We start from the raw sequence: 26,909 nt of genomic DNA, 5'->3' as shown, positions 1-26,909 counted from the left end.
TTGATGCTGCTGATTTCCAACAACGTCCACCTGCCCGACGCTGAAATCGAGCTGACCGCCATTCGCGCCCAGGGCGCCGGTGGGCAGAACGTCAACAAGGTGTCGAGCGCCGTGCACCTGCGTTTTGATATCCCGGCGTCATCGCTGCCCGAATTCTACAAGGAGCGGTTGCTGGCGCTGCGCGACAGTCGCATTACCAGCGAGGGCGTGCTGGTGCTCAAGGCCCAGCAGTACCGCACGCAGGAGCAGAACCGCGCCGATGCCCTGGAGCGCCTGGTGGAATTGATCCTCAGTGCCACCAAGGTGGAGAAGAAACGCCGCCCGACCAAGCCGACCCTGGGCTCGAAAAAGCGTCGCCTGGAATCCAAGACCAAGCGTGGCAGCATCAAGGCCGGGCGCGGCAAGGTCGACTTCTAGGCGTCGCGTGCTTCACGGGCCTTGGGCGCCTGGCGGTACAGGTACAGGCTCAGCAGCAAACCGCCCAAGGCGGCGAGGGCGGCGAACAGGAAGATCGAGGCAAAGCCGAAGCCTGCCGCCACGGCACCGGCGAGCGGGCCGGTGATGCCCAGCGACAGGTCGATAAACAGCGAGTAAGCCCCCACCGCCGAACCGCGGCTGGAGGCGGGTACCAGGTTGACCGCTTCCACCCCCAGCGCTGGAAATACCAGGGAAAAGCCAAACCCGCTCAACGCTGCGCCCGCCAGCGCCAGGTTGGCATCCGGCGCCAGCCACAACAGCAGCAGCCCTAGAATTTCCACCGACAGGCAGGCGATCGCCACGCGAAAGCCGCCGATACGGTTGATCAGGTTGCCGAACAGCAGGCGCGCGCCGATAAAACTGGCACCGAACAGGCTCAGCGCCCACACCGCGTTATCCCAATGCTGGGTGGTGTAATACAGGGTGATAAAGGTGGCGATGGTGCCAAAGCCGATGGAGCCTAAGGCGAGCGCGCAGCCATGGGGCAGTACACGACCGAGGACATTCATGAACGGCAGGCGCACGCCCGCCACGATCGGCGCGGCGACCTTGTTCCAGGCCAGCCACAGGCCCACGATTGCCAGCAGGATGATGCTGACGCCCATGCTCCACAGCCCGAAGTTTCTCACCATCAGCACGCCCAGGGGCGCGCCGATCGCCAAGGCGCCGTAGCTGGCGATACCGTTCCAGGAGATGACCTTGGCGGTATTGGCTGCACCGACCCGGCCGATGCCCCAGCCGATGGCGCCCGAGCCCACCAGGCTTTCAGCGCTGCCCAGGACCAGGCGTCCGATCAGCAGGCTGCCCAGGCTCAAGGCCGGCAGACTGGAAAACCAGGCGGCGAGCAGCATGAATACGCCACTCAGGCCACAGCCGGCCAAACCAATCAGCACCGCACGCTTGCTGCCCAGGGTATCGATAAGCTTGCCCGCATAGGGCCGGCTCAGCAGGGTGGCCAGGTATTGCACGCTGATCACCAAGCCCGCAATCACCGCGCCGAAGCCCAGTTCGCTATGGACATAGCCGGGCAATACGGCCAGCGGAATGCCGATATTCAGGTAGCCGATAAAGGTGAACAACACGATGGAAACAACTTGCAGCGTGACCGCCATGGGGCGCTGGGTATCTGGCATGGGGAAAGGTCCACTGTCGCAGCAGGTAAAGATAGGCTGCTAATGATACCGCTGCTTTAGCCCGAGCAGGGCGGGTAAAACGCAAAACATCAGGTGTCAGGACTTGGCAGGAGCCAGCAATTGAGTGGTGACCAGGGCAGCCAAGGCGTTTTCCTGGGTACCGAAGCGCTTGAGCAACACGGCTTGTTTGTCCGCGCCGAGGCGGTTCCAGACCTCGACCATCTGCAGGGCGGCGTCGAGTACGGCGGTATCTGGGGTATCGGTCATTGCAGGGATCTCGAATTGTTCAGGCAGTGTGGAAAGCGCTCAAAGCTGCGCTTTCCACACGGTCTGGTACGACGTCAGTCCTGGCTTTCGCTGTCGACTGGTTTTGCTTCTTTGGCTTCAGGCTGCGTGTCGCTGGCCTGCTGCGGTGTTGGCTGCTCTGTAGGGTGCAGGCTTGGGAAGGGGAGATTAGGTATCTCGTGCATCGTCGTCGCTCCTCGCAAGGTCTGTTTTTTCAATCGCAGGTGATTGCGCGCTCTCAAAAAGCCTTGGCAGGATACAGCACTGTAAATGACAAATAGACTTTTATATCGACAGGACTAGAACGGCACCTTGCCCAGAATCATGTCGCGGTACATCACAAAATCCCCCAGCAAACTGTAGAACGGGTGCTTGAACGTCGCCGGGCGATTCTTTTCGAAGAAGAAGTGGCCGATCCAGGCAAAACTGTAGCCGGCGATCGGCACCGCAATCAGTAAACCCAGCGAACCCCTGCCGATGGCATATGCCAGGATGCCGATCACCAGCGTGGTGCCGATGAAGTGCAGGCGCCGGCAGGTGCTGTTGCCATGTTCGCGCAGGTAATGCGGGTAAAATTCGGCAAAACTGTTGAATTGCTTGACGTTTTCCACGGTGGCCGACCCTTTGATTGTTATGCCGCTCGAACAGATATTCGGCGGGGAGCTTATTTGAGTCTAGAGTGATCAGTGGTAACAGCCAGTGACAATAGGCGCCACTTTAATATCCTTGGCCTCCTGGCTGCCGTTAAGCCTGCATTATTTAAGAAGACGCCATGAGCGAACGAACAACGTCTGCAAGCTGGGCGATGGGGATAGTCAAGGCATTGGAAATGGACGGCCTGGATTGCCGCGCCTTGTTCAAGCAACTCGGCCTGGACTACATTGCCCTGAGCGATCCCGACGCGCGGTTCCCGCAAGACGCCATGACCCGCCTGTGGCAGCGGGCGGTGGAGCTTTCGGGCAACCCGGCGATCGGCCTGAACATGGGCAAAGTGGTGCGCCCGGCATCGTTTCATGTGGCCGGCTATGCACTGATGTCCAGTAATACCCTTGCCGAGGGCTTTATGCGCCTGGTGCGCTACCAGCGCATCATTGCCGAAAGTGCCGACTTGAGTTTCAGACTGATCCCCGAAGGCTATGCGTTGATCCTGACGGTGCACGGTGACCACCTGCCGACCACCCGGCAAAGCGCCGAAGCCTCGCTGGCCTGTGCCCTGGCGCTCTGCGGCTGGCTGACCGGCCGTGCGCTGCAGCCGCGCAAAGTGGTGTTGCAAGGCGATCAGCCGACGGACCTGTCGCCCTACAAACAAGCCTTCCACGCGCCCCTGGAGTTCAACGGGCCCTATGATGCACTGATTTTCGAACGGGCCGACATGGACGCGCCACTGCCCACCGCGAACGAAGCCATGGCGCTGCTGCATGACCGGTTTGCCGGTGAGTACCTGGCGCGCTTCTCGGAAAGCCGCGTGACCCACAAGGCGCGACAAGTGCTGTGCCGCCTGTTGCCCCAGGGCGAGCCCAAGCGTGAAGTGGTGGCCCGCTCGTTACACCTGTCCCAGCGCACGCTGCAGCGGCGTCTGCAGGAAGAAGGCACCAGCTTCCAGGCCCTGCTCGACGACACCCGTCGCGAACTGGCCGAGCAATACCTGGCGCAGCCCAGCATGACCCTGCTGGAAATTGCCTACCTGTTGGGGTTTGCCGACCCGAGCAACTTCTTCCGCGCGTTTCGTCGCTGGTTCGATACCACGCCCGGCGAGTACCGGACGCGGTTGCTGCAAGTGTCGACGCTCAGTGGCGCCAAAACGCCGGAATGCACAACACAAAGACCGTAATGATCTCCAGTCGGCCCAGCAGCATGCCGAGCGACAGGATCCACTTGGCCGCATCCGGCAGGCTGGCGAAGTTACCCGCCGGGCCAATGGTTTCACCCAGGCCCGGGCCCACGCCGGAGACGGTACTGGCGGCGCCGGTCAGCGCAGTCATCCAGTCCAGGCCCAGCAGCGACAGGGCCAGGGCGATGGCGCAGATGGTGATGGCGAAGAAAAACGAAAAGGTCAGGATGGAACGCACGATCTCTTCATCGAGGCGGTGGCCGTTGTACTTTTGCTTGATCACCGCGCGCGGGTGAATCAGCTGGTTCAAGTTGGCCTTGAGCAGGATGTAGGCGACCTGGAAGCGGAAGATCTTGATCCCGCCCGCTGTGGAACCCGAGCAGCCACCGATAAAGCCCAGGTAAAAGAACAGCATCAGTGAGAAGTTGCCCCACAGGCTGTAGTCCCCCAGAGCAAAGCCGGTGGTGGTGACCACCGAGGTAACGTTCAAGGCGACATGCCGCAGGGCGTCCAGCCAATGCAGGTTGGTGGTCCACCAGTACCAGGTGCCGAGTACCAGCCAGGTCACCAGCAACAAGCCGAGCAAGCCCTGCACTTGTTGGTCCTTGATCAACGCCTTGCGGTTGCCGCGCAACGTCGCCACGTACAGGGTAAACGGCAAGCTGCCGAGGATCATCACCACCACCGCGACCCAGTGCACCGCCGGCTGCTTCCAGTGCGCCAGGGATTCATCGGAGGTGGAAAAACCGCCGGTGGAAATGGCCGACATCGCATGGTTGATCGCATCGAACAGGCCCATCCCGGCCCACCAGAACGCCAGGCTGCCGAGGATGGTAATGCCCACGTAGGCCGCCACGATCAGCCGCGCCACCATGTGCGAGCGGGGCATGACCTTTTCCGAGCGGTCCGAGGATTCGGTCTGGAACAGGCGCATGCCACCGATGCGCAGCAGCGGCAGGATCGCCACCGCCATGCCGATAAAGCCGATGCCACCCAGCCAGTGCAGCAGCGAGCGCCACATCAGGATGCCGGGCGACATGGCATCCAGGCCGCTCAACACCGTGGAACCGGTGGCGGTGATGCCGGACATGCTTTCAAAGAACGAATCGGTGTAGCTGATGTGCTGGGTCAACAGAAACGGCAGCGCGGCAAAGATGCACACCACCACCCAGCTGGTAACGGTCAGCAGGTACATGTCCCGCGGGCGCAAGTGCACATGCTCGGGGCGACCGGGGATCACCAGGGCCAGGCCCGCAATAAAGGTGATCATGCTGGCCCACAGGAAAGAGGGCAGGTCACTGGTGCGTTCGAAGATCACCAGGGTCGCCATGGGCACGACCATGGCGATCGCGAGCGTGATCAGGAAGATGCCGATGATGAAACCGATGATGCGTAGGGTCGGCAACGCCATGAAGTGAGCTCGGGTGTGGGGAGTGGCGCCATTCTACCTGCGGTTCAGGGCTTGTAAACCGGGGCGTCCGAAGCGACGCAGCCCAAATGTGGGAGCTGGCTTGCCTGCGATAGCGGTGGGTCAGTAGATGAGGATGTGACTGACACACCGCTATCGCAGGCAAGCCAGCTCCCACAGGGTTAAGGGGTGGTAGATGGACTGCACAAAAAAAGGCGACCCGCAGGTCGCCTTGTTCAACACCGCTCGGATCAGAACTCGTGATCAGCGCTGTCCGGGTTCAGGTCGCTGATGCCCAGCTTGCCCGCGGCCGCTTCGATCGAGCCGGTCTGCTTGACCAGCGCAGCGATGGCGTCACGCACGATCTGGTTGCCGGCGTCGTTACCGGCAGCGATCAACTGGTCGTAGTGCTCGCCCTTGCTGGCATGGTCAACCATGACCTGGATCTTCGCTTCGGTCGCCGCCAGGTCCGCTTTCAATGCGGTATCGGCAGCCGGATCGGCCTTGGCTACCAGGGACGACAGGCTGGCGCCGGTCATTTTGGTACCGTCGACGCGGGTGTACTCGCCCAGGTAGACGTTGCGAATGCCCTTGGCGTCGTAGAAGTGCGAGTAGTGAGTGTTGTCACTGAAGCAGTCCTGCTCGTCTTCCGGCGAGTTGGCCTCCAGGGAAACCTTCATGCGCTCACCGGCCAGTTCACCCAGGGACAGGCTGCCCATGCCGAACAGCATTTTGCGCAGGCCGTCGGTGGCAGGTTCTGCCTCCAGGGTGGCGCGGTAGTTGTCTTCGACGTTGGGTTTCCAGTTGCCGACCATTTCTTCCAGGTCGCTGACCAGCAGTTGCGTCACGGCCCGCAGGTAGGTGCGGCGGCGTTCGTTGTGGCCGCCAGTGGCGCCGTCGCCGGTCAGGTAGTCCGACGCAGGGCGGTTGCCGGCGCCCGGGCCGGTACCGTTGAGGTCCTGGCCCCACAGCAGGAATTCGATGGCGTGGTAGCCGGTGGCGACGTTCGCCTCGGAACCGCCCAGCTCATTGAGGCTGGCGAGTTTTTCCGGGGTGATTTCCTTCACGTCGACCTTGTCTTCGCCGACCTGGATCTGGGTATTGGCGATGATATTGGCAGTAGCGCCTGGGTTACCCAGGGCGTGCTCGTAGGATTTGTCGGTGTAGTCGATCAGGCCTTCGTCCAGTGGCCAGGCGTTCACCTGGCCTTCCCAGTCGTCGATGATGGTGTTGCCGAAGCGGAACACTTCACTCTGCAGATACGGCACGCGGGCGGCGATCCAGGCGGTACGAGCGGCTTTGAGCGTCTGGTCGTTCGGGTTCGCGAGGAAGGTGTCGATGGCGGTCTGCAGGGTTTTTGCGGTGGACTCGGCGTCGCTGTAGACCGCGAACACCATGTCTGCGTAATGCGCGACCACGGCCTTGGCGGCCGCTTCGTCGACCTGGCCGGCAGGGGCGGCAGCCGCTGGAGCGGTAGTGCTGGCAGCCGGGGTCGGCGCCTGGGGCGCTGCGGCCTTGTCTTTACCTTCGCCGCAACCGGCGAGAGAAATGGCAATGGCCAGCAGACTGGCGGTGGCCAGGGGCATACGAATCATGGCGAACATCCTGCTTCGGTTGTTGATGGGGCGCGCGGGGAGCGCAAAAAGCTGCGACATAATGCGAAAGATTTGCATTTTGTGTAAAGGGTTATACGCGGGAAATATTCAGTATCGTCTTGCCGTGTCAGAGAATCGCAGCGTTATTGCGCTCCGACTGCTTCAGAAAAGCCGCCAACTCCCGCGCCGGCAAGGGTTTGCTGTAGTGGTAACCCTGACCTTCATGACAGCCTTCAGAGATGATGTAGGCCTCCTGCTCTGCGGTTTCCACGCCTTCGGCGATCACCTGCATGCCCAGGCTTTTGCCCAGTTGAATGATCGCGCGCACGATGGTCGCATCGTCGTCGTCATCCTGCAGGTCCTGGACGAAGCTCTTGTCGATCTTGATCTTGTCCAGGGGCAGGCTTTTCAGGTAGCTGAGGGATGAATAGCCGGTGCCGAAGTCGTCAATCGCAATCAGCGCCCCGGAACGGCGCAGGCTCAGCAGGTGCTGGGCGGCGGTGCTGATGTCTTCCATCAGGCCAGTCTCGGTGACTTCCAGTTCAAGGCTGCGCGGCGGCAGGCGGTAGATCTGCATCAGGTTATTGACCACCCGTGGCAACTCGGTGTGGTGCAACTGCACGGTGGACAGGTTGACCGCCATGCGCAGGTCGGTAAAGCCCTGGTCGTGCCATTCACGCAGCTGGCGGCAGGCCTGGTCGAGCACCCATTCGCCAATCGGGATAATGGTGCCGTTCTGCTCGGCCAGCGGGATAAACAGGTCCGGTGGCACCAGGCCGTGCTCCGGGTGCTGCCAGCGGATCAACGCTTCGACACCGACCACGCGGTGGTCGCGGTAGCTGATCTGCGGTTGGTAGACCAAATGGAACTGGTCGCGGCTGAGCGCCTCGCGCAGGTCTTTTTCCAGCTCGCGGCGGCGGCGCATTTCGCTGTCGACGCTGGCGATGTAGAACTGATAGCGGTTGCGCGAACGGGTCTTGGCCAGGGTCATGGTCTGTTCGGCTTTTTGCAGCAGCTTTTCAGTGCTGTCGCCGTCTTCCGGGAACAGGGTGATACCGATGGTGGCGCGCAGGCGAATGCCTTCGTGGTCGAGGGCAAACTCCGCTTCCAGGTCGTCGAGGATGCTTTGCGCCAGTTCGGCAGCTTCGTAGGGCTGGTCGATATCGGCCTGCACCAGGGCGAACTGGTCGCCGCCCAACCGGGCCAGCGCGCCGAGGCGGCCGCTGTGCGCACGCAGGCGGTCGGCCAGGGCCAGCAGCAGTTTGTCGCCCGCCTGATAGGTGAACTGTTCGTTGACGCTTTTGAAGTCATCCAGCCCCACGCACAACACCGCCACACGGCGTTGCCGGCGGCCGGCGTCGCTGAGGATCTTGTCCAGTTGCTCCTGCAGTTTCTGGCGGTTCGGCAGACCGGTCAGGAAATCGTACTGGGCCATGCGCAGCAGGCTGTTTTCGGCTTCGTGGCGCAGGTGGGTATTGCGCTCGATGGATTCGAGCAACTGGTTGGCGGTATTGATCCACAGGCCCAGCTCGTTGCGCTCATGGCCCTTGAGCTGCGGAATCTTGTGTTCGCTGGGTCGGTCCGGGTTGATCGACGTCAGGTGCTCGATGATCCGTGACAGCGGCTTGGTCAGCAGCCAGTGATAGACCAGGTACAGCACCAGGCCGAGCGCCAGCGCGCGCAGTACGCCGGAGACAAAGATGATCACCGAATTGACGATAAAGCCCTGCCCATAGGTGGCCGTGTCGAGGGTGATGCTCAGGTCGCCGTAGTACTCGCTGTAGGGGCCCTTGCCGACCAGAGGGGTGGTAAAGGTGCGTTCCCGGCCAAGAATCAGGTCGGTCAGCCAGCGGCTGGGGGCATGCTGCAAGGCGCGGCTCTTTTCGGCCAGCATGGTTTCGGCGGGGTGGCCGATGGACGCCATGCGCACGGCTTCATCCTGGAACAGGCCTTCAATGACTTGCATGCCCATCTCGCGGTCCAGGCTGTAGACGGCCTGGGTCGAAGGGTCGCGAAACATGTCAAGGATGCGCTGGGCATCATCGGCCACCGCCTGGCGCGTCTTGTACGCATCGTAAACAATCTGCGCCACGCTCAGCGCTACGCCCACGATCAATGCCGAAAGCAGCACAACCCGTAGCAACTTCACCGACAAGCTGTGTTTGAGTTCCAGCTTCAAAGGGGCGTTCCTTGTCTCATGCGGGTGGCCTTCAATATGCCATGAGTATTGGCAATCCCGTGAGGGCAGTCAAAGGAACATTGCGGCAGGAGGCGTTGCGACGCTTAACAAGGAAGAGGGGCGGAGGGTGGCGGATGCTATCCGCCGCCCTTTTGCGCCATTCGCGGGTGGGGGACGTGTTCGGCACGGCACGAATGGGTTGAGCGGTGACTGATTAAAACTCGATCGTTGACGGGGCCTTATTTTCCCCAGTGTCACCCGGCTTCCCTTGGCCTTTCATCATTTCCTTGATCAGGTCCGCGCCTATTTCTAAGGCTTTTGTGGCCAGTGGCATCGCTGCCGAGAGTAGGCCCGTCACTGCCGACATTGGATCCATAGTTGTTTCTCCTGCATGGGATGAGAGGGTTATTCCTCTCACTGAGTGGGTGGCCGATTCCACTATGCAGGTTCCATTGTTCCAAAAAGGTCCACTGTCTACCGCCCACAAAAAAGCCCGGCAATCGCCGGGCCCTTTCTACTGCAAGCGCTGCTTAGGCAGTGAAGGTTTTACCTTCGAACTGCTCAGCCACGAACTTCCAGTTGACCAGGTTCCAGAACGCTTCCACATATTTTGGACGCACGTTGCGGTAGTCGATGTAGTAGGCATGTTCCCACACGTCGCAGGTCAGCAGCGGGGTGTCGCCGCTGGTCAGCGGGTTGCCGGCGCCGATGGTGCTGGCCAGGGCCAGGGATCCGTCAGCCTTTTTCACCAGCCAGCCCCAGCCGGAACCGAAGGTGCCGACGGACGTCTTGGTGAACTCTTCCTTGAACTTGTCGAACGAACCGAACGCAGCGTTGATCGCCTCGGCCAGTGCGCCGGTAGGTTGGCCGCCGGCGTTTGGCGCCAGGCAGTTCCAGTAGAAAGTGTGGTTCCAGACCTGAGCGGCGTTGTTGAAGATGCCGCCCGAAGAAGATTTGACGATCTCTTCCAGGGTCTTGCCTTCGAACTCGGTGCCAGGCACCAGGTTGTTCAGGTTCACGACATAGGTGTTGTGGTGCTTGTCGTGGTGGTATTCCAAGGTTTCCTTGGAGATGTGCGGCTGCAGGGCATCGTGTGCGTAGGGCAGCGGCGGCAATTCGAAAGCCATGATGATTCTCCTAATCAGGTCAGTTGCGGTGAGCGCAAGGCCGATCACGGGCGGCCAAACAAGCGCCGGGGAGTTTGTACTCTTTGCGGCGCAGGGTCCGGATCATAGCACCGGGGGTGCGGCAAAACCACGCAACAACTGTGTGGGATAGAGGTTCCAGAGCGTTTTGGAATATTGCTCAGGCGCTGATCAACTGGTAGGCCACGCTGAACATCATCACTGCCACCAGCAGGTCCAGCAGGCGCCACGTCGCCGGGCGTGCCAGCCACGGCGCCAGCCATGCCGCGCCCAGTGCCAGGGTCATGAACCACAGGAACGAAGCACTGGCGGCACCGGCCACATAGGCGCCGGGTTCGGTTTGCTGGGCACCCAGCGAGCCGATCAGCAGTACCGTGTCCAGGTACACATGAGGGTTGAGCAAGGTGACTGCCAAGGCGCTGAGCAGTACGGCGCGCAGTGAGCGCATTTTGACGTTGTCGCCCTGGCCCAGGCTCTGTTTCGAACAGGCTCGACGCAAGGCCGACACGCCATACCCCAGCAAGAACGCAGCGCCACCCCAACGCGCTATCCCCAGCAGGATCGGGCTGTGGGCCAGCACCGTGGCCAGCCCGAAGACGCCGGCGGCCACCAGCAATGCATCGCAGATCACGCACAGCGCCGCCACGGGCAGGTGATGTTCACGACGCAGGCTCTGCGCCAGCACAAAGGCGTTTTGCGTGCCGATGGCCATGATCAGGCCGAGCGCCACCAGCAATCCGTTCATATAACTTTGCCACATAATTCACGACCCTCTTAACGATGCTGGCTATTCTCCGGGTCGAGGCTGTATAAGAAAAACCAATATTGCTGATCACCCATTAGAGAAACTGATGTTCGACTATAAATTGCTTTCTGCCCTGGCGGCGGTGGTGGAACAGGCAGGTTTCGAGCGCGCCGCCCAAGTGCTGGGGCTCTCGCAATCGGCGATTTCCCAGCGCATCAAGTTGCTGGAGGCGCGTATCGGCCAGCCGGTGCTGGTACGGGCCACGCCGCCGACGCCGACCGACATCGGCCGGCGCCTGCTCAACCATGTGCAACAGGTGCGCCTGCTGGAGCGCGACCTGCAAAGCCAGGTGCCGGCGCTGGACGAGGAGGGCATGCCCGAGCGCCTGCGCATCGCGTTGAACGCTGACAGCCTGGCCACTTGGTGGGCCGAGGCGGTCAGCGACTTTTGCGCCGAGCAGCATCTGCTGCTGGATCTGGTGGTGGAGGACCAGACCGTGGGCCTCAAGCGCATGCGCGCCGGCGAGGTGGCGGCCTGTATCTGCGCCAGCGAACGCCCGGTGGCCGGCGCCCGCAGCCTGTTGCTGGGCGCTATGCGCTATCGCGCACTGGCCAGCCCGGCGTTTATCGCCCGCCACTTTCCACAGGGCGTGCGCGCCGACCAATTGGCGCGCACCCCGGCATTGGTCTTCGGCCCGGATGATTTTCTGCAACACCGTTACCTGGCATCCCTCGGCGTGGACGGCGGTTTCGAGCACCATTTATGCCCATCGTCCGAAGGCTTCATCCGCCTGACGGAAGCGGGCCTGGGCTGGGGCCTGGTGCCGGAATTGCAAGTGCGCGACCAGCTGGAAAAGGGCGTATTGGTCGAGTTATTGCCAGATAAGCCCATCGATGTGCCGTTGTACTGGCATCATTGGCGCAGTGGCGGGCAATTGCTGGGCCTGTTGACCGACCATCTGGCCCAGGCATGTGGTCAATGGTTGGTGCCGTTGGAGTGATGGCGCGCGTCAAGGCAACAGCGATGAAAAAACAAAGGACACGGGGTAATACATGAAGATTCTGGTCACCGGCGCAAGCGGCTTCATTGGCGGGCGCTTCGCGCGTTTCGCCCTGGAGCAGGGCCTGGACGTGCGGGTCAACGGGCGACGTGCCGAAGGTGTGGAGCACCTGGTCAGGCGCGGTGCCGAGTTTATCCAGGGTGATTTGAATGACGCGGCCCTGGTGCGCGACCTGTGCCGCGACGTCGAAGCCGTGGTGCATTGCGCCGGTGCCGTCGGGTTGTGGGGGCGTTACCAGGACTTCCACCAGGGCAACGTGCTGGTCACCGAAAATGTCGTCGAAGCCTGCCTCAAACAGCGCGTCGGCCGATTGGTGCACCTGTCCTCGCCCTCAATCTACTTCGACGGCCGCGATCACCTGGGGCTGACCGAAGAGCAAGTGCCCAAGCGCTTCAAGCACCCCTATGCCGCCACCAAATACCTGGCCGAGCAAAAAGTGTTCGGTGCCCAGGAGTTCGGTCTCCAAGTGCTGGCCCTGCGCCCTCGCTTCGTTACGGGCGCCGGCGACATGAGCATTTTCCCGCGCTTGCTGAACATGCAGCGCAAGAACCGCCTGGCGATCGTTGGCGACGGCCTCAACAAGGTGGACTTTACCAGTGTGCACAACCTCAACGAAGCGCTGCTGAGCAGCTTGCTCGCCACCGGTTCGGCACTGGGCAAGGCCTACAACATCAGCAACGGCGCGCCGGTGCCCGTGTGGGATGTGGTGAACTACGTGATGCGCCAAATGGAACTGCCTCAGGTGACGCGCTATCGGTCCTACGGTTTGTCCTACAGCGTGGCGGCGCTCAACGAAGCCTTTTGCGCGATGTGGCCCGGTCGTCCGGAGCCCGCGTTGTCGCGCCTGGGCATGCAAGTGATGAACAAAGATTTCACCCTAGACATCAGCCGGGCCAGGCATTATCTGGACTACGAGCCCAAGGTCAGCCTGTGGACCGCCCTCGACGAGTTTTGCGCCTGGTGGAAGGCCCAGGCTCCGGGGTTCAAGTAAGCACACAACAGGCAACACTTCGGGAACCGATTTCGGTGTTCCGGGTCGATCAGTGCGCCGGGAACGCGGTTTATACTCCGGTCGCTCGCCACTTCACCGATTCAGGGTTGATTCATGCGCAACGATGCTAAAGACGACTTCGACAACGTTCCCAGCCTGCGGGCGGATGTCGGGGATGACGATGATTTCGAACTGAGCCCGGCCACCTCGGTGCGTTCGCGCACGCCCAAGGTGGTCAAGGTCAAGAGTGCCAGCACCGGGCCGCTGTGGGCCTTGGTCGGCGCACTGCTGATCGCCTTCGCAGGCCTGGCCTGGTGGAGCTTCCAGCAGATCTCCCTGATGGGCCAGCAACTGGTCGCCACCCAGGAAAGCTTTGCGCGCATCAGCGAAGAAGCGGCGGGGCGCCTGCAGGATATTTCCGGCAAGGTGGTGGCCAGTGAGGCCAGCGTCAACAACGGCAGCGAAGCGCTGAAGCAGCAGATCAAGCAACTGGAAAGCCAGTTGCTGGAGCAGGGTAAACAGCAGGTCGGCGTGGCCGGCCAAGCCACCGAGCTGGACAAGCGCCTGGCCCAGATGACCGCCAGCACCACCGAACTGTCCAACGCCAACAGCAAGCTGCAAGGCCAGGTCCAGGCCCTGACCGACGCTGTGGCGACGCTTAAGGCGGCACAAGGCGATGCGGGCAGGCGCGACGCCGAAATCAAGGAGCTTTCCGCTGACGTGGCCGCCTTGAAGAAACAGGGCAACCCGAGCGCGGCCATTGCACGTATCGAGCAGGACCTGGTGGTACTCAAGAGCGCCCAGGACAACCAGCCGGCCAACAGCGATGCGCCGACCAACAAGGAGTTCGACGTGTTCCGCATCCAGACCACACGCAATATCACCACGTTGCAGAGCCAGGTGCAGTACCTGAACCAGCGGCTCAATGCGCCGGCGAATGGGCAGCAGTAACCGTTAGGGGGAGCGAGGTTCATCAGGCATAAACCGATTAAAACTGTGGGAGCTGGCTTGCCTGCGATAGCCATGGGTATCTACACAACTTTCAACGGTGTGTGGCGAGGAGCTTGATTGGCGGCCTTCGAGCCGACCGTTTTTTTGGGTTTGACCGAGTACATATCCGTTGCTGCGGTAACGGCGGCTTAGGGTTCCGTCCTTACGGCGGGTCACTTTTTGAAGAGCGCAAAAAGTAACCAAAAACGCTCCCCACCACTCGGTGCCTCGCCTAGGCTCGGCATGCCCGTAATCCGACATTGATTTGGGGGGCCGCCGCCACGCGCCATCCATGGCGCGGGGCGGCTAAACCGGCGTCCTGCCGGTTTACCCCCCAAATCAATATCGAATTACGGCCAGCGTGGTTGACGGGGCGCCTCAGATCAAGATCAAAAACAAAGCGCGGCGGCCTTAGAGCCGACCGGTATTCATGTTGAACTCGGTTCAAAATGTGGGAGCTGTCGAGCCCCGGCGAGGCTGCGAAGGCGGCGGCACTGCTGGCATTTTCGCCTGACCCACCGCTTTCGCAGCCTCGCCGGGGCTCGACAGCTCCCACAGGGAGATTGGTCAACTGAAAGTTGTGTAGATACCCATGCTGCGATAGCGGTCTTTCAGATGCATCACTGCCAACTGACCCACCGCTATCGCAGGCAAGCCAGCTCCCACAGTTTGATAGGGTCAGGCGTTGGATTGTGCTGCCTGTGTGAATGTCACCGCTTGGTGACATTTCCAATCCCCTTCGTTACATGACCTGACCGCGCCCTTGTTTAGACTTCGGTCATCCCACAAAAAACAAAAAGGGCTAACCATGACCATGCAACCACTGCCTGCCAGCAGTTGGCTGAACGCGCCTGCCCATCACGCCTGGCTTGCCGCGGAAGGTCAGCGCCTGCTGGCCTTTGCCAAGGCGTCTAGACTGCCCGACGGCTTTGGCAACCTGGACGACAAAGGCCAACTGCCGGCCGACGCCCATGCCGAAACCATGAACACCGCCCGCATGACCCACAGCTTCGCCATGGCCCACGCCCTGGGCTTGCCGGGGTATGCCGACCTGGTGGCGCACGGTGTCGCCGCCCTCAGTGGCCCGCTGCGTGACAATGAGCACGGTGGCTGGTTCGCCGCGCCCCAGGCCATCGATGGCGACCGTGGCAAGGCTGCCTACCTGCACGCCTTTGTTGCCCTGGCCGCCAGCTCGGCGGTCGTAGCCGGCGCGCCCGGTGCGCAAAACCTGCTGAACGACGCGATCCATGTCATCGACCAGTTTTTCTGGAGCGAGGAAGAGGGCGTGATGCTCGAGTCGTTCGCCCAGGACTGGAGCGGTGTCGAAGCCTATCGCGGCGCCAACAGCAACATGCACGCCACCGAAGCCTTCCTCGCCCTGGCCGATGTGACCGGCGACACGCGCTGGCTCGACCGCGCGCTGCGTATTGTCGAGCGGGTCATCCACACTCACGCCGTCGGCAACCAGTTCATGGTGATCGAGCATTTCGACGCGCACTGGAAACCCTTGCCCGGTTACAACGAAGACAACCCCGCCGACGGCTTTCGCCCTTACGGCATCACGCCCGGCCACGGCTTCGAATGGGCGCGGCTGGTGTTGCATCTGGAAGCGGCGCGCCTGCAAGCCGGGCTGGTCACGCCGCCATGGTTGGTCACCGATGCCAAAGGCCTGTTCGCCAGCGCCTGCGAATACGCCTGGTCGGTGGATGGTGCTCCCGGCATCGTCTACACCCTGGACTGGAACCACCACCCGGTAGTGCGCGAACGCCTGCACTGGACCCATGCCGAAGCCAGCGCCGCTGCCCAGGCCTTGCTCAAGCGCACGGGCGAACTGCACTACGAAACCTGGTACCGGCGTTTCTGGGAGTTTTGCGAAACCCACTTCATCGACCGGGTCCATGGCAGCTGGCACCACGAACTCAGCCCGTACAACAGGCCCAGCAGCAAGATCTGGGGCGGCAAACCCGACCTGTACCATGCCTGGCAAGCGGTATTGCTGCCTGCGCTGCCGTTGGCGCCAAGCCTGGCCAGTGCAATCGGGGCGGGGCGCTATGTCACCAGTTGGTGACATTTGAGCATCCCTTTGTTACCTGCGCCAAAAAAATCCATGTTTAAACTCCGTGCAGCGCAAGCCTAAGACTTGCATGCATAACAACAAGAAAAGGTATTCAGATGAACGCGATTAATCGCCTCGCCGTAGCTATTTCCGTTGCCTCGTTGTTTCCTCTCAGTGCATTTGCCGCCGACTCCAAGGGTACGGTTGAAGTTGTGCATTGGTGGACCTCGGGCGGCGAAAAAGCGGCTGTAGATGTCCTGAAGGCCCAAGTTGAAAAAGACGGTTTCACCTGGAAAGACGGGGCCGTCGCCGGTGGCGGTGGCGCCACCGCCATGACCGTGCTGAAAAGCCGCGCGGTCGCCGGCAACCCACCCGGCGTTGCCCAGATCAAGGGCCCCGACATTCAGGAATGGGCGTCCACCGGCCTGCTCGACACTGACGTGCTGAAGTCTGTCGCCAAAGACGAAAAATGGGACTCCCTGCTCGACAAGAAAGTCTCCGACACCGTGAAGTACGAAGGTGACTACGTCGCCGTACCGGTCAACATCCACCGCGTGAACTGGTTGTGGATCAACCCGCAAGTTTTCAAGAAGGCCGGTATCACCAAGAACCCGACCACCCTCGAAGAATTCTACGCAGCGGGCGACAAGCTCAAGGCCGCCGGCTTTATTCCGCTCGCCCACGGTGGCCAGCCTTGGCAGGACAGCACCGTCTTCGAAGCCGTCGTACTGTCGGTGATGGGTGCCGATGGCTACAAGAAAGCCCTGGTCGACCTGGATAACGCTGCGCTGACCGGCCCGGAAATGGTCAAGTCGCTGACCGAACTGAAGAAAGTCGCGACCTACATGGACGTCGACGGCAAAGGCCAGGACTGGAACCTGGAAGCCGGCAAAGTCATCAATGGCAAGGCCGGCATGCAGATCATGGGTGACTGGGCCAAGTCCGAATGGACCGCCGCCAAGAAAGTCGCCGGCAAGGACTACGAGTGCGTAGCCTTCCCAGGCACCGACAAGGCCTTCACCTACAACATCGACTCCCTGGCGGTGTTCAAGCAGAAAGACAAAGGCACTGCGGCCGGCCAGCAGGACATTGCCAAAGTCGTGCTGGGTGAAAACTTCCAGAAGGTGTTCAGTATCAACAAGGGCTCGATCCCTGTTCGTACCGACATGCTCAACGAAATGGACAAGCTCGGTTTCGACTCCTGCGCCCAGACCGCCGCCAAGGATTTCCTGGCAGATGCCAAGACCGGCGGCCTGCAGCCAAGCATGGCGCACAACATGGCCACGACCCTGGCGGTGCAAGGTGCATTCTTTGATGTCGTGACCAACTTCATCAACGACCCGAAAGCCGACCCGGCCGACACCGCCAAGAAGCTTGGCGCTGCGATCAAGTCTGCCAAGTAACGCTGCTATCTGTAGGAGCGAGCTTGCTCGCGAAAAACTCAAGGTCACCGCGTTCATCCTGTATGCACGCGCTATCGTTGAAGTCCTTCGCGAGCAAGCTCGCTCCTACAGGGTTCGGTTCACCTGTTAGTCCTTTTCCCTGTACTGGATTTTCCCATGAGTTCTGTTGCTGTGTTCAGCAAAGCCTCGCCGTTCGATGCACTGCAGCGCTGGCTACCCAAACTGGTGCTGGCGCCCAGCATGTTCATCGTGTTGGTGGGCTTCTACGGCTACATCCTGTGGACGTTCGTTCTGTCGTTCACCAATTCCACGTTCCTGCCCACCTACAAATGGGCAGGCCTTGCGCAATACGCGCGGTTGTTCGACAACGACCGCTGGTGGGTAGCGAGCAAGAACCTGGCTGTTTTCGGCGGGATGTTTATCGGCATCACCCTGGTCATCGGCGTGACACTGGCGATCTTCCTCGACCAGAAAATCCGTCGCGAAGGCTTTATCCGCACCATTTACCTGTACCCGATGGCGCTCTCGATGATCGTCACCGGTACCGCCTGGAAATGGCTGCTCAACCCGGGCATGGGCCTGGACAAACTCCTGCGTGACTGGGGCTGGGAAGGCTTTCGCCTCGACTGGCTGATCGACCCCGACCGCGTGGTCTACTGCCTGGTGATTGCTGCCGTGTGGCAAGCCTCCGGTTTTATCATGGCAATGTTCCTCGCCGGCCTGCGTGGCGTTGACCAATCGATCATCCGCGCCGCGCAGATCGACGGCGCGAGCCTGCCGCGCATCTACTGGAGCGTGGTGCTGCCAAGCCTGCGTCCGGTGTTCTTCAGTGCGGTGATGATCCTTGCGCACATTGCGATCAAGAGCTTCGACCTGGTGGCGGCGATGACGGCCGGCGGTCCGGGCTATTCGTCCGACCTGCCTGCAATGTTCATGTACTCGTTCACCTTCAGCCGTGGCCAGATGGGCATGGGTTCGGCCAGTGCAATCCTGATGCTCGGTGCGATCCTCGCGATCATCGTGCCTTACCTCTACTCCGAGCTGAGGACCAAACGTAATGACTAGTCTCGCCTCCAAACCTGCCATCAGCCTGAGTCGCATCGCGATCTACGCGGTGCTGATCTTCGCCGTGCTGCTGTACCTGGTGCCGCTGGTGGTGATGCTGCTCACCAGCTTCAAGACCCCGGAAGACATCAGTACCGGCAACCTGCTGAGCTGGCCGACCGTGGTCACCGGCATCGGTTGGGTCAAGGCCTGGGCCACTGTGGATGGCTATTTCTGGAACTCGATCAAGATCACCGTTCCGGCGGTGCTGATTTCCACCGCTATTGGTGCGTTGAATGGCTATGTACTGTCGTTCTGGCGCTTCCGTGGTTCGCAACTGTTCTTCGGTTTGCTGTTGTTCGGCTGCTTCCTGCCGTTCCAGACCGTATTGCTGCCCGCGTCGTTCACCCTGGGCAAGATGGGCCTGGCCAGCACCACCACCGGCCTGGTATTTGTCCACGTGGTCTATGGCCTTGCGTTCACCACGCTGTTCTTCCGTAACTACTACGTGAGCATTCCGGATGCGCTGATCAAGGCGGCTCGCCTGGACGGTGCGGGCTTCTTCACCATTTTCCGTCAGATCATTCTGCCGATGTCGACGCCGATCATCATGGTCTGCCTGATCTGGCAGTTCACCCAGATCTGGAACGACTTCCTGTTCGGCGTGGTGTTCTCCAGTGGCGATTCGCAGCCCATCACGGTGGCGCTGAACAACCTGGTCAATACCAGCACCGGGGCCAAGGAATATAACGTGGATATGGCGGCGGCGATGATCGCCGGGCTGCCGACCCTGCTGGTCTATGTGATCGCAGGCAAGTATTTCGTGCGCGGCCTCACGGCCGGCGCGGTCAAGGGGTAATCATGGCTACGCTTGAACTTCGCAATGTAAACAAGACCTATGGCGCCGGCCTGCCCGACACCTTGAAGAACATCGAACTGTCGATCAAGGAAGGCGAATTCCTGATCCTGGTCGGCCCTTCGGGTTGCGGCAAATCCACGCTGATGAATTGCATCGCCGGCCTTGAGACCATCACCGGCGGCGCGATCATGATCGGTGACCAGGATGTGAGCGGCATGAGCCCCAAGGATCGCGACATCGCCATGGTGTTCCAGTCCTACGCGCTGTACCCGACCATGAGCGTGCGCGAGAACATCGAGTTCGGCCTCAAGATCCGCAAGATGCCCCAGGCCGACATCGACGCCGAAGTGGCGCGCGTGGCCAAGCTGCTGCAGATCGAGCACCTGCTCAACCGCAAGCCAGGCCAGCTCTCCGGCGGCCAGCAACAGCGTGTCGCGATGGGCCGTGCCCTGGCGCGTCGCCCCAAGATCTACCTGTTCGACGAACCGCTGTCGAACCTTGACGCCAAGCTGCGCGTCGAGATGCGCACCGAAATGAAACTGATGCACCAGCGTCTCAAGACCACCACGGTTTACGTGACCCACGACCAGATCGAAGCGATGACCCTGGGCGACAAAGTCGCGGTGATGAAGGACGGCATCATCCAGCAGTTCGGCACGCCGAAAGAGATCTACAACAACCCGGCCAACCAGTTCGTGGCGAGCTTCATTGGCTCGCCGCCGATGAACTTCGTGCCCTTGCGCCTGCAACGCAAGGACGGCCGCCTGGTGGCCCTGCTCGACAGCGGCCAGGCCCGTTGCGAGCTGGTGCTGAACGTGAGCGACGCTGGGCTTGAAGACCGCGACGTGATCCTGGGCCTGCGTCCGGAGCAAATCATGCTGGCGGCGGGCGAGGGCAACAGTGCCTCGGCCATTCGCGCCGAAGTCCAGGTCACCGAGCCGACCGGCCCGGACACCCTGGTGTTCGTGCAGCTCAATGACACCAAGGTATGCTGCCGCCTGGCGCCCGACGTGGCGCCGCAAGTGGGCGAGACGCTGACCTTGCAATTGGATCCTTCCAAGGTACTGCTGTTCGACGCCAACACAGGCGAGCGACTGGGCACTGCTTCCTCATTGCCCGCACAGGGGCATGCCGACAACGTGGCCCAATTCAAAGGCCGTTGAAGCAGATAAGTTGTTGTTTCAGTTAAAAAAAGTAAACCACGTTAGATAAAAACAGTTTAATAACAATAAAGACGAGGATGTAGGGATGAAAAAGCAACACAACAACACTCGGCTGATCTGTCAAATGACAGCTGCAGCAGCCCTGGTTCTGTCCGCCAATGCGATGGCGGCCGATGCATTCAGTGCTGATTCGAAGTGGATGACCGGCGATTGGGGTGGTGAGCGTACCAAGCTGATCGAGCAGGGTATCGACATCAAGGCCGATTATGTAGGGGAGATGGGCTACAACGCCCACGGCGGCTACAACAACGACAAGACCGGTCGCTATGCTGACCAGTTCGGTCTGGGCGTTGCGCTTGACCTGCAAAAACTGTGGGGCTGGGACAACACCCAGGCCAAGATCCAGTTCACCAACCGTAATGGCCAGAACATCTCCAACGACCGCATTGGCGACCCACGTGCCGGCACGTTGAGTTCGTCCATGGAAGTCTACGGCCGTGGCCACATGGTGCGTCTGACCCAGTTCTGGATCCAGCACCAGATGTTCGACAACAAGCTGGATGTGAAGCTCGGTTACTTCGGTGAAGGCGAAGACTTCAACACCTTCCCGTGCGATTTCCAGAACCTGTCGTTCTGCGGCTCGCAGGTCGGTAACTACGTGAACACCTGGTACAACTGGCCGGTCAGCCAGGCAGCCATCCGCGTGAAGTACAACATCACGCCTGAGCTGTATGCGCAAATCGGTGCGTACAACCAGAACCCATCGCAGCTGGAGCACGGCAACGGCTTCAAACTCAGCGGCAGTGGCACCAAGGGCACCGTGATCCCGGTGGAATTGGTCTGGTCGCCGAAGGTGAATAACCTGCCGGGCGAATACCGCGTGGGTTACTACAAAAGCGCCGCCGATGCTTCCGATGTCCGTGAAGACATCAACGGCAACGATGCGGCCACCACCGGCGCGGCTTACCGTACCCGCAGCAGCAAGAAAGGCTACTGGTTCGTTGCGCAGCAGCAACTCACCACGCACAACGGCGACGCTACGCGTGGCCTGAACATCGCCGCCAACGCCACGTTCCACGACAAGGAAACCAACCTGGTCGACAACTATCAGTCGATCATGCTGGTGTACAAAGGCCCATTCGATGCGCGTCCAAAAGATGACGTCGGCATTGGTGCCGCGCGCCTGCACGTCAACAAGGACGTGAAGGAAGATTCGGAACTGCGCAACGTCGCCAACGGCGTCAGCGACTACGACAACCCGCTGTACACGCCGATCCGTGAAACCGAGTACAACTTCGAAATCAACTACGGCTTCCACGTCACCAACTGGCTGACCGTGCGTCCCAACCTGCAATACGTCGTGCAACCTGGCGGCGTGGATAAAGTCGACAACGCGCTGGTGGCTGGCCTGAAAATCCAGTCTACGTTCTAACGCTGTTGCGATAAGCTCCTTCTCTCTGTGCGCATTTTGCGGATAGCCATGGCTATCCGCTTTTTTTTGGGAGCACTCCAGCCCCCACAGGTTTCCCCAAGGTTTGAGCGACATGATTTTCAGGACGGTGGCACATGCATGAGCAACCGCTGCAACGCTTTTTCAAATCCTTGCGCGAGCGTCCGGTGTTCGCCTGGGAGCGCTTTCAGCTGCGTGACGTGCTGGTGATCGATCATCCGCTGTGCCAGGCGGTGTTCAGTCGCCAGGGCGCACAGCTGTTGCACTTCCAGCCCCGTGGCCAGAAACCCTGGCTGTGGTGTGCAGCCAAATGGCCGCAAGTCGGCGCCATCCGTGGCGGTGTGCCGGTGTGCTGGCCGTGGTATGGCCGCCACCCGAGCGAAAATGCGTGGCCTTCCCATGGCTGGGCACGGCTGATCGATTGGAAACTGCTGCACAGCAGCACTGACGACGACGGTGTGCGCCTGCACTGGCAGTTGCAGTTGTGCGACTGGCAGGTGGACCTGCATGCGCACCTGGGCGAAACCCTGGAACTGCGCCTGAGCACCGAGCATCAGGATGAGCTGCCCTGCCAGTTGAGCCATGCTTTGCACGCCTATTGGCGTATTGGTCACGTTGATGAGGTAGCGCTGTCTGGGCTCGACGGCGCGCAGGGTTACGACCAGCTCAGCCGCCAGGTTTGCCAGCAGGAAGGCGAACTGCGCGTGGACGGCGGCTGCCAGCGGGTGTTCCAGCATGACGGCGAATTGCAGCTCAAGGATCACGCCTGGCAGCGGGAACTGTGCATCGATACGGGCGAGACTGCCGACACGGTGGTATGGCACCCCGGCAGCCGGCCGTTGTTGGGGGTGAGCTTCAACGAGGCGTCGGGGTTTGTGTGTGTGGAGGCGGCGATGGCGGGGGCGAGCCTGGCGCCGGGGGAGAGGGCGCACCTGAGTCTGCAGGCTCGGGCTGGAGCTTAACGCTCTGGCACTTTTGCCTGTAGTGAGCGGGCTTGCCCCGCGCTGGGGGGCGAAGCCGCCCCAATAAGTCCGCCGCGCCGTATCAGTTAGAACACAGTGGCAGGTTTTAGGGCGGCTTCGCCCCCCAGCGCGGGGCAAGCCCGCTCACTACAAGGCGATCTCAGCCTCAGTTGAACTCATCCCCCACCGGATACCGGCTGTCATTCAAGCTCTCTTTGATCTTGCGCAAATGCGGCTGGAAATCCACCCCGCGGCGCAAAGTCATGCCGGTCGCCAGCACATCCAGCACCGTCAACTGGATGATCCGCGAGGTCATCGGCATGTAGATGTCGGTGTCCTCCGGCAGCGGAATATTCAGGCTCACGGTGCTGGCCTTGGCCAGCGGCGAATTCTCGGCGGTCACGCCCAGTACCGAGGCGCCGTTTTCCCGTGCGATACGCGCCACTTCCACCAGCTCACGGGTACGCCCGGTGTAGGAAATGATCACGAACAGCTCGCCCGTATGCGCCACCGACGCGATCATGCGCTGCATCAGCACGTCGGCATGGGCGGTCACCGCCAGGTTGAAACGGAAAAACTTGTGCAGCGCATCCATCGCCACCGGCGCCGAAGCGCCCAGGCCGAAGAAGTGGATCTGCCGCGCCTGGATCAACAAATCCACGGCCTTGCTGATGAGGGCCGGGTCCAGCGCCTGGCAGGCGCTGTCCAGGGAGGCGATGGCGCTGCCGAAGATCTTCTGGGTGTAGGCCTCGGGGTTATCATCGGCCTCCACCGCGCGGCTGACATACGCCGCACCGCTGGCCAGGCTTTGCGCCAACTGCAATTTAAGTTCAGGGTAACCACTGACGCCGAACGAACGGCAGAAGCGGTTGACCGTCGGTTCACTGACCGACGCGGCCTGGGCGAGGGCGGCAATGGAGAAGCGGGTCGCCTGCTGCGGATTGAGCAGGATGACCTCTGCGACTTTTTTCTCGGCCTTGTTCAATTCTTCGAGGCGGTTCCGGATCTGTTCCAGAAGATTTCGCACGCGGTCCATTCAGTCTTTCCTTCGGGCGACGATGCAAATAAAAGGTGGCAACCAATCGATGAATGGTCTTTTGCGGTGGCCTATCCTACTGAGGGTAGCTGAACACCACCACTCGGAATGCGTATTTCGGGAAAATGTTGTGGTTATTACTACATTTTTCCTTGAGTGATACCTTGAAAAAAGGTATTTGTAGCTTAACTTGATAAAAGAACAAACATCATGCCTTCGATAACCGTAGAACCCTGCACCTTTGCCCTGTTTGGCGCCTTGGGTGATCTGGCGCTGCGCAAGTTATTTCCTGCCCTCTATCACCTCGATGGCGCCGCGCTCCTGCACGACGACACGCGCATCCTGGCCCTGGCCCGCGAAGCCGGTTCCGAGCAGCAGCATCTGGCCCACATCGAGCAAGCCCTGCGCACCTACGTGGGCAAGGAACTGGACGAAACCATCGCCCAGCGGTTCCTGGCGCGCCTGACCTATGTGCACGTCGATTTCATGAAGGCCGACGACTACGTGGCCCTGGCCGAAATCGCCGGCACCGAGCAATGCCTGATTGCCTATTTCGCCACGCCTGCCGCCGTGTACGGCGCGATCTGCGAGAACCTGTCCAAGGTCGGCCTGGCCGAGAACACCCGTGTGGTGCTGGAAAAACCCATCGGTTCGGACCTGGAATCCTCGCGCAAGGTCAACGATGCCGTGGCGCAGTTTTTCCCGGAGAACCGCACCTACCGCATCGACCATTACCTGGGCAAGGAAACGGTGCAGAACCTGATCGCACTGCGGTTCGCCAACAGCCTGTTCGAAACCCAGTGGAACCAGAATTACATCTCCCACGTGGAAATCACCGTGGCCGAGCAAGTCGGTATCGAAGGCCGTTGGGGCTACTTCGACAAGGCCGGCCAACTGCGGGACATGATCCAGAATCACCTGCTGCAACTGCTTTGCCTGATCGCGATGGACCCGCCGGCCGACCTGTCCGCCGACAGCATCCGCGACGAGAAGGTCAAGGTGCTCAAGGCCCTGGCGCCGATCAGCCCGGATGGCCTGACCACCCAGGTCGTGCGCGGCCAGTACATCGCCGGCTACAGCGCCGGCAAGCCGGTGCCGGGTTACCTGGAAGAAGAGAACTCCAACACCCAGAGCGACACCGAAACCTTCGTCGCCCTGCGTGCCGATATCCGCAACTGGCGTTGGGCGGGGGTGCCGTTCTACCTGCGCACCGGCAAGCGCATGCCGCAAAAGCTGTCGCAGATCGTCATCCACTTCAAGGAACCGTCCCACTACATCTTCGCCCCCGAGCAGCGCCTGCAGATCAGCAACAAACTGATCATTCGCCTGCAGCCGGACGAAGGTATTTCCTTGCGGGTAATGACCAAGGAGCAGGGCCTGGACAAGGGCATGCAACTGCGCAGCGGGCCACTGCAACTGAATTTTTCCGACACCTACCGCAGTGCGCGCATCCCGGATGCCTACGAGCGCTTGCTGCTGGAAGTGATGCACGGCAACCAGAACCTGTTTGTCCGTAAAGATGAAATCGAAGCCGCGTGGAAGTGGTGTGACCAGTTGATCGCCGGGTGGAAAAAATCCGGGGATGCGCCCAAGCCGTATGCGGCCGGGTCCTGGGGGCCGATGAGCTCGATTGCACTGATCACGCGGGATGGGAGGTCGTGGTATGGCGATATCTGAATTGAAACTGCCTCAGGGCGTGACTGCCCATGAGTACCCTACGCCCGCGCTGCTGGCGCAGGGCCTGGCCAGCGACGTGGCTGAGCAATTGCGCGGGGCCATCAGTGCCCGTGGCGAGGCCACCCTGGTGGTGTCCGGTGGCCGCAGCCCCGTGGCGTTTTTCCAGCACCTGGCCAAGCAGGGGCTGGACTGGTCCAAGGTCACCATCACCCTGGCCGATGAGCGCTGGGTGCCGGTGGAGCACGCCGACAGCAATGCCGGCCTGTTGAAGCAACACTTGCTGCAAGGTCCGGCGGCCAAGGCGAAATTCTTGAGCCTGTACAGCGCCGCGGCCAACCTTGAAGACGCTGCCGAGCAGGCCGATCGCCTGCTGGCTGAACTGCCGGCCATTGATGTGCTGGTGCTGGGCATGGGTGATGACGGCCACACCGCATCGCTGTTTCCCGACAGCCCGAACCTGGCTGAAGCCTTGCAGGCCGACGGTACCCGCCGTTGCTGGCCGATGCTGGCGCCGACCGTGCCGCACCAGCGCCTGACCATGAGTCGCGCCCTGCTGGCCACGGCCAACTACACCGTCCTGTCGATTTCCGGCAGTTCGAAACTGACCACCTTGAACGCCGCGCTGGCCAGTGACGATGTCGCCGCCATGCCCATTCGCGCGTTTCTGCAACCTACATTAGAGATTTACTGGTGCCCATGAGCCAAGGATCAGCCGCTATGAAAAGCCCTCAACCGACCGTGTCCATGGCGGATAAAGTTGCCCTGATCGACAGCCTCTGCGCCAAGGCGCGGATCCTGCCGGTGATCACCATCGCCCGCGAACAGGACATCCTGCCGCTCGCCGACGCCCTGGCAGCCGGCGGTTTGACCGCACTGGAAGTGACCCTGCGTTCCGAGTTCGGTCTCAAGGCCATCCAGGTGCTGCGCGAGCAGCGTCCTGAACTGTGCACCGGCGCGGGCACCGTGCTGGACCGTCACATGCTCGAAGCGGCGGAAGTCGCGGGCTCGCAATTTATCGTCACCCCTGGCATCACTCGCGACCTGCTGGAAGCCTCGGTGCACAGCCCGATTCCGCTGCTGCCGGGCATCAGCAATGCCTCCGGCATCATGGAAGGCTACGGTCTGGGCTATCGCCGCTTCAAGCTGTTCCCGGCTGAAGTCAGCGGCGGCGTCGCAGCCATCAAAGCCTTGGGCGGCCCGTTCGGCGAAGTGAAATTCTGCCCAACCGGCGGCGTTGGCCCGGCCAATATCAAGAGCTACATGGCGTTGAAAAACGTGATGTGCGTGGGCGGTAGCTGGATGCTCGACCCTGAGTGGGTCAGGAACGGCGACTGGGCGCGTATCCAGGAAGTCACCGCCGAGGCGCTGGCACTGCTGGACTGATCTGATTTACCGAATCGTTGTTGCTGTGCTTAACGGC

The 26,909-nt window shown here is 61.1% G+C and carries 24 protein-coding genes; 15 read left to right on the top strand and 9 right to left on the bottom strand.

The window, feature by feature from the left end; genetic code table 11:
* Positions 1-3: 3 nt before the first annotated feature.
* A complete protein-coding gene (gene arfB, locus BLL36_RS01485; RefSeq protein ID WP_076949710.1) occupies positions 4-417 on the top strand; it encodes an alternative ribosome rescue aminoacyl-tRNA hydrolase ArfB in 414 nt (137 codons plus the stop codon).
* On the opposite strand, the gene BLL36_RS01480 is transcribed toward arfB, so the two are convergent.
* The 3 genes from BLL36_RS01480 to BLL36_RS01475 all read right to left on the bottom strand — a co-directional run bounded on the left by BLL36_RS01480 (position 414) and on the right by BLL36_RS01475 (position 2,506).
* Positions 414-1,610 carry an MFS transporter gene (locus BLL36_RS01480; protein ID WP_076949709.1) on the bottom strand — a complete coding sequence of 399 codons (1,197 nt, stop codon included), beginning with the start codon at positions 1,608-1,610 and terminating at the stop codon, positions 414-416. The two genes, arfB and BLL36_RS01480, sit on opposite strands and share 4 nt — an antisense overlap.
* Positions 1,611-1,706: 96 nt before the next feature.
* Positions 1,707-1,877 carry a hypothetical protein gene (locus BLL36_RS30930; protein ID WP_165448100.1) on the bottom strand — a complete coding sequence of 57 codons (171 nt, stop codon included), beginning with the start codon at positions 1,875-1,877 and terminating at the stop codon, positions 1,707-1,709.
* Positions 1,878-2,194: 317 nt separating this feature from the next.
* Positions 2,195-2,506 (bottom strand): DUF962 domain-containing protein, encoded by a 312-nt coding sequence (locus tag BLL36_RS01475; protein ID WP_076949708.1) that lies wholly within the window; start codon positions 2,504-2,506, stop codon positions 2,195-2,197.
* A gap of 161 nt (positions 2,507-2,667) precedes the next feature.
* Between BLL36_RS01475 and BLL36_RS01470 the strand changes: the two genes are divergently transcribed.
* The gene (locus tag BLL36_RS01470; protein ID WP_076949707.1) at positions 2,668-3,726 is read left to right on the top strand and encodes an AraC family transcriptional regulator; all 1,059 of its coding nucleotides are present in this window, start codon (positions 2,668-2,670) and stop codon (positions 3,724-3,726) included.
* Here the strand turns inward: BLL36_RS01470 and BLL36_RS01465 are convergent.
* The 5 genes from BLL36_RS01465 to BLL36_RS01445 form a co-directional block, all read right to left on the bottom strand.
* On the bottom strand, positions 3,683-5,137 hold the full coding sequence (locus tag BLL36_RS01465) for a TrkH family potassium uptake protein (RefSeq protein ID WP_076949706.1): 1,455 nt from the start codon (positions 5,135-5,137) through the stop codon (positions 3,683-3,685). The two genes, BLL36_RS01470 and BLL36_RS01465, sit on opposite strands and share 44 nt — an antisense overlap.
* Positions 5,138-5,385: 248 nt before the next feature.
* Positions 5,386-6,729 (bottom strand): imelysin family protein, encoded by a 1,344-nt coding sequence (locus BLL36_RS01460; protein WP_076949705.1) that lies wholly within the window; start codon positions 6,727-6,729, stop codon positions 5,386-5,388.
* A gap of 127 nt (positions 6,730-6,856) precedes the next feature.
* The gene (locus BLL36_RS01455; RefSeq protein WP_076949704.1) at positions 6,857-8,908 is read right to left on the bottom strand and encodes a putative bifunctional diguanylate cyclase/phosphodiesterase; all 2,052 of its coding nucleotides are present in this window, start codon (positions 8,906-8,908) and stop codon (positions 6,857-6,859) included.
* Between the two features lie 530 nt (positions 8,909-9,438).
* Positions 9,439-10,035 (bottom strand): superoxide dismutase, encoded by a 597-nt coding sequence (locus BLL36_RS01450; protein WP_003212997.1) that lies wholly within the window; start codon positions 10,033-10,035, stop codon positions 9,439-9,441.
* 178 nt (positions 10,036-10,213) lie between these two features.
* Positions 10,214-10,813: a LysE/ArgO family amino acid transporter gene (locus tag BLL36_RS01445; protein WP_076949703.1), complete on the bottom strand. Its 600-nt coding sequence runs from the start codon at positions 10,811-10,813 to the stop codon at positions 10,214-10,216.
* Between the two features lie 91 nt (positions 10,814-10,904).
* On the opposite strand from BLL36_RS01445, the gene BLL36_RS01440 reads away from it, so the two are divergent.
* The 10 genes from BLL36_RS01440 to BLL36_RS01395 all read left to right on the top strand — a co-directional run bounded on the left by BLL36_RS01440 (position 10,905) and on the right by BLL36_RS01395 (position 22,776).
* Positions 10,905-11,798 (top strand): LysR family transcriptional regulator ArgP, encoded by an 894-nt coding sequence (locus BLL36_RS01440; RefSeq protein ID WP_076949702.1) that lies wholly within the window; start codon positions 10,905-10,907, stop codon positions 11,796-11,798.
* A gap of 52 nt (positions 11,799-11,850) precedes the next feature.
* Positions 11,851-12,849, top strand: a complete 999-nt coding sequence (locus tag BLL36_RS01435; RefSeq protein WP_076949701.1) for an NAD-dependent epimerase/dehydratase family protein — start codon at positions 11,851-11,853, stop codon at positions 12,847-12,849.
* 114 nt (positions 12,850-12,963) lie between these two features.
* Positions 12,964-13,800, top strand: a complete 837-nt coding sequence (locus tag BLL36_RS01430; protein ID WP_076949700.1) for an ATPase — start codon at positions 12,964-12,966, stop codon at positions 13,798-13,800.
* Between the two features lie 847 nt (positions 13,801-14,647).
* Positions 14,648-15,907 carry a D-mannose isomerase gene (locus BLL36_RS01425; protein WP_076949699.1) on the top strand — a complete coding sequence of 420 codons (1,260 nt, stop codon included), beginning with the start codon at positions 14,648-14,650 and terminating at the stop codon, positions 15,905-15,907.
* A 104-nt stretch (positions 15,908-16,011) separates the two neighbouring features.
* Complete coding sequence (locus tag BLL36_RS01420; RefSeq protein WP_076949698.1) at positions 16,012-17,298, top strand: ABC transporter substrate-binding protein; 1,287 nt, start codon at positions 16,012-16,014, stop codon at positions 17,296-17,298.
* 156 nt (positions 17,299-17,454) lie between these two features.
* Entirely contained in the window at positions 17,455-18,363 is a 909-nt protein-coding gene (locus BLL36_RS01415) for a carbohydrate ABC transporter permease (RefSeq protein ID WP_076949697.1), read from the top strand.
* Positions 18,356-19,201 carry a carbohydrate ABC transporter permease gene (locus tag BLL36_RS01410; RefSeq protein WP_076949696.1) on the top strand — a complete coding sequence of 282 codons (846 nt, stop codon included), beginning with the start codon at positions 18,356-18,358 and terminating at the stop codon, positions 19,199-19,201. The genes BLL36_RS01415 and BLL36_RS01410 overlap by 8 nt, the downstream gene beginning before the upstream one ends.
* A 2-nt stretch (positions 19,202-19,203) precedes the next feature.
* Complete coding sequence (locus BLL36_RS01405) at positions 19,204-20,364, top strand: ABC transporter ATP-binding protein (RefSeq protein WP_076949695.1); 1,161 nt, start codon at positions 19,204-19,206, stop codon at positions 20,362-20,364.
* Positions 20,365-20,449: 85 nt separating this feature from the next.
* The gene (locus tag BLL36_RS01400; RefSeq protein ID WP_076949694.1) at positions 20,450-21,796 is read left to right on the top strand and encodes a carbohydrate porin; all 1,347 of its coding nucleotides are present in this window, start codon (positions 20,450-20,452) and stop codon (positions 21,794-21,796) included.
* Positions 21,797-21,930: 134 nt separating this feature from the next.
* Entirely contained in the window at positions 21,931-22,776 is an 846-nt protein-coding gene (locus tag BLL36_RS01395; RefSeq protein WP_076949693.1) for a D-hexose-6-phosphate mutarotase, read from the top strand.
* 166 nt (positions 22,777-22,942) lie between these two features.
* On the opposite strand, the gene BLL36_RS01390 is transcribed toward BLL36_RS01395, so the two are convergent.
* Positions 22,943-23,803: a MurR/RpiR family transcriptional regulator gene (locus BLL36_RS01390; protein ID WP_170039859.1), complete on the bottom strand. Its 861-nt coding sequence runs from the start codon at positions 23,801-23,803 to the stop codon at positions 22,943-22,945.
* Positions 23,804-24,022: 219 nt separating this feature from the next.
* Between BLL36_RS01390 and zwf the strand changes: the two genes are divergently transcribed.
* Genes zwf through BLL36_RS01375 form a run of 3 tightly spaced genes read left to right on the top strand, consistent with a single transcriptional unit; the run spans position 24,023 to position 26,872 of the window.
* A complete protein-coding gene (gene zwf, locus BLL36_RS01385) occupies positions 24,023-25,489 on the top strand; it encodes a glucose-6-phosphate dehydrogenase (protein WP_076949692.1) in 1,467 nt (488 codons plus the stop codon).
* Complete coding sequence (pgl, locus tag BLL36_RS01380; protein ID WP_076949691.1) at positions 25,476-26,189, top strand: 6-phosphogluconolactonase; 714 nt, start codon at positions 25,476-25,478, stop codon at positions 26,187-26,189. Before zwf ends, pgl begins: the two co-directional genes overlap by 14 nt.
* Positions 26,190-26,206: 17 nt before the next feature.
* On the top strand, positions 26,207-26,872 hold the full coding sequence (locus tag BLL36_RS01375; RefSeq protein WP_065949399.1) for a bifunctional 4-hydroxy-2-oxoglutarate aldolase/2-dehydro-3-deoxy-phosphogluconate aldolase: 666 nt from the start codon (positions 26,207-26,209) through the stop codon (positions 26,870-26,872).
* The last annotated feature ends 37 nt before the right edge of the window (positions 26,873-26,909 follow it).

This window comes from Pseudomonas cedrina subsp. cedrina (assembly GCF_001983175.1).
In the GTDB taxonomy this organism is placed as follows: Bacteria; Pseudomonadota; Gammaproteobacteria; order Pseudomonadales; family Pseudomonadaceae; genus Aquipseudomonas; species Aquipseudomonas cedrina.
Note: the sequence above shows the minus strand (reverse complement) of the source record. Positions and strands in the feature narration are given on the sequence as shown.

Bases quoted from the DNA above. Each gene is read 5' to 3' on its own strand.
- BLL36_RS01440 (WP_076949702.1), top strand. From the start codon at position 10,905: ATGTTCGACTATAAATTGCTTTCTGCCCTGGCGGCGGTGGTGGAACAG.
- BLL36_RS01425 (WP_076949699.1), top strand. From the start codon at position 14,648: ATGACCATGCAACCACTGCCTGCCAGCAGTTGGCTGAACGCGCCTGCC.
- pgl (WP_076949691.1), top strand. From the start codon at position 25,476: ATGGCGATATCTGAATTGAAACTGCCTCAGGGCGTGACTGCCCATGAG.
- BLL36_RS01415 (WP_076949697.1), top strand. From the start codon at position 17,455: ATGAGTTCTGTTGCTGTGTTCAGCAAAGCCTCGCCGTTCGATGCACTG.
- BLL36_RS01450 (WP_003212997.1), bottom strand. From the start codon at position 10,035: ATGGCTTTCGAATTGCCGCCGCTGCCCTACGCACACGATGCCCTGCAG.
- BLL36_RS01430 (WP_076949700.1), top strand. From the start codon at position 12,964: ATGCGCAACGATGCTAAAGACGACTTCGACAACGTTCCCAGCCTGCGG.
- BLL36_RS01460 (WP_076949705.1), bottom strand. From the start codon at position 6,729: ATGATTCGTATGCCCCTGGCCACCGCCAGTCTGCTGGCCATTGCCATT.
- BLL36_RS01465 (WP_076949706.1), bottom strand. From the start codon at position 5,137: ATGGCGTTGCCGACCCTACGCATCATCGGTTTCATCATCGGCATCTTC.
- BLL36_RS01480 (WP_076949709.1), bottom strand. From the start codon at position 1,610: ATGCCAGATACCCAGCGCCCCATGGCGGTCACGCTGCAAGTTGTTTCC.
- BLL36_RS01400 (WP_076949694.1), top strand. From the start codon at position 20,450: ATGAAAAAGCAACACAACAACACTCGGCTGATCTGTCAAATGACAGCT.
- BLL36_RS01470 (WP_076949707.1), top strand. From the start codon at position 2,668: ATGAGCGAACGAACAACGTCTGCAAGCTGGGCGATGGGGATAGTCAAG.
- BLL36_RS01395 (WP_076949693.1), top strand. From the start codon at position 21,931: ATGCATGAGCAACCGCTGCAACGCTTTTTCAAATCCTTGCGCGAGCGT.
- BLL36_RS01420 (WP_076949698.1), top strand. From the start codon at position 16,012: ATGAACGCGATTAATCGCCTCGCCGTAGCTATTTCCGTTGCCTCGTTG.
- BLL36_RS01445 (WP_076949703.1), bottom strand. From the start codon at position 10,813: ATGTGGCAAAGTTATATGAACGGATTGCTGGTGGCGCTCGGCCTGATC.
- BLL36_RS01435 (WP_076949701.1), top strand. From the start codon at position 11,851: ATGAAGATTCTGGTCACCGGCGCAAGCGGCTTCATTGGCGGGCGCTTC.
- BLL36_RS01405 (WP_076949695.1), top strand. From the start codon at position 19,204: ATGGCTACGCTTGAACTTCGCAATGTAAACAAGACCTATGGCGCCGGC.
- BLL36_RS01410 (WP_076949696.1), top strand. From the start codon at position 18,356: ATGACTAGTCTCGCCTCCAAACCTGCCATCAGCCTGAGTCGCATCGCG.
- BLL36_RS30930 (WP_165448100.1), bottom strand. From the start codon at position 1,877: ATGACCGATACCCCAGATACCGCCGTACTCGACGCCGCCCTGCAGATG.
- zwf (WP_076949692.1), top strand. From the start codon at position 24,023: ATGCCTTCGATAACCGTAGAACCCTGCACCTTTGCCCTGTTTGGCGCC.
- arfB (WP_076949710.1), top strand. From the start codon at position 4: ATGCTGCTGATTTCCAACAACGTCCACCTGCCCGACGCTGAAATCGAG.
- BLL36_RS01375 (WP_065949399.1), top strand. From the start codon at position 26,207: ATGAAAAGCCCTCAACCGACCGTGTCCATGGCGGATAAAGTTGCCCTG.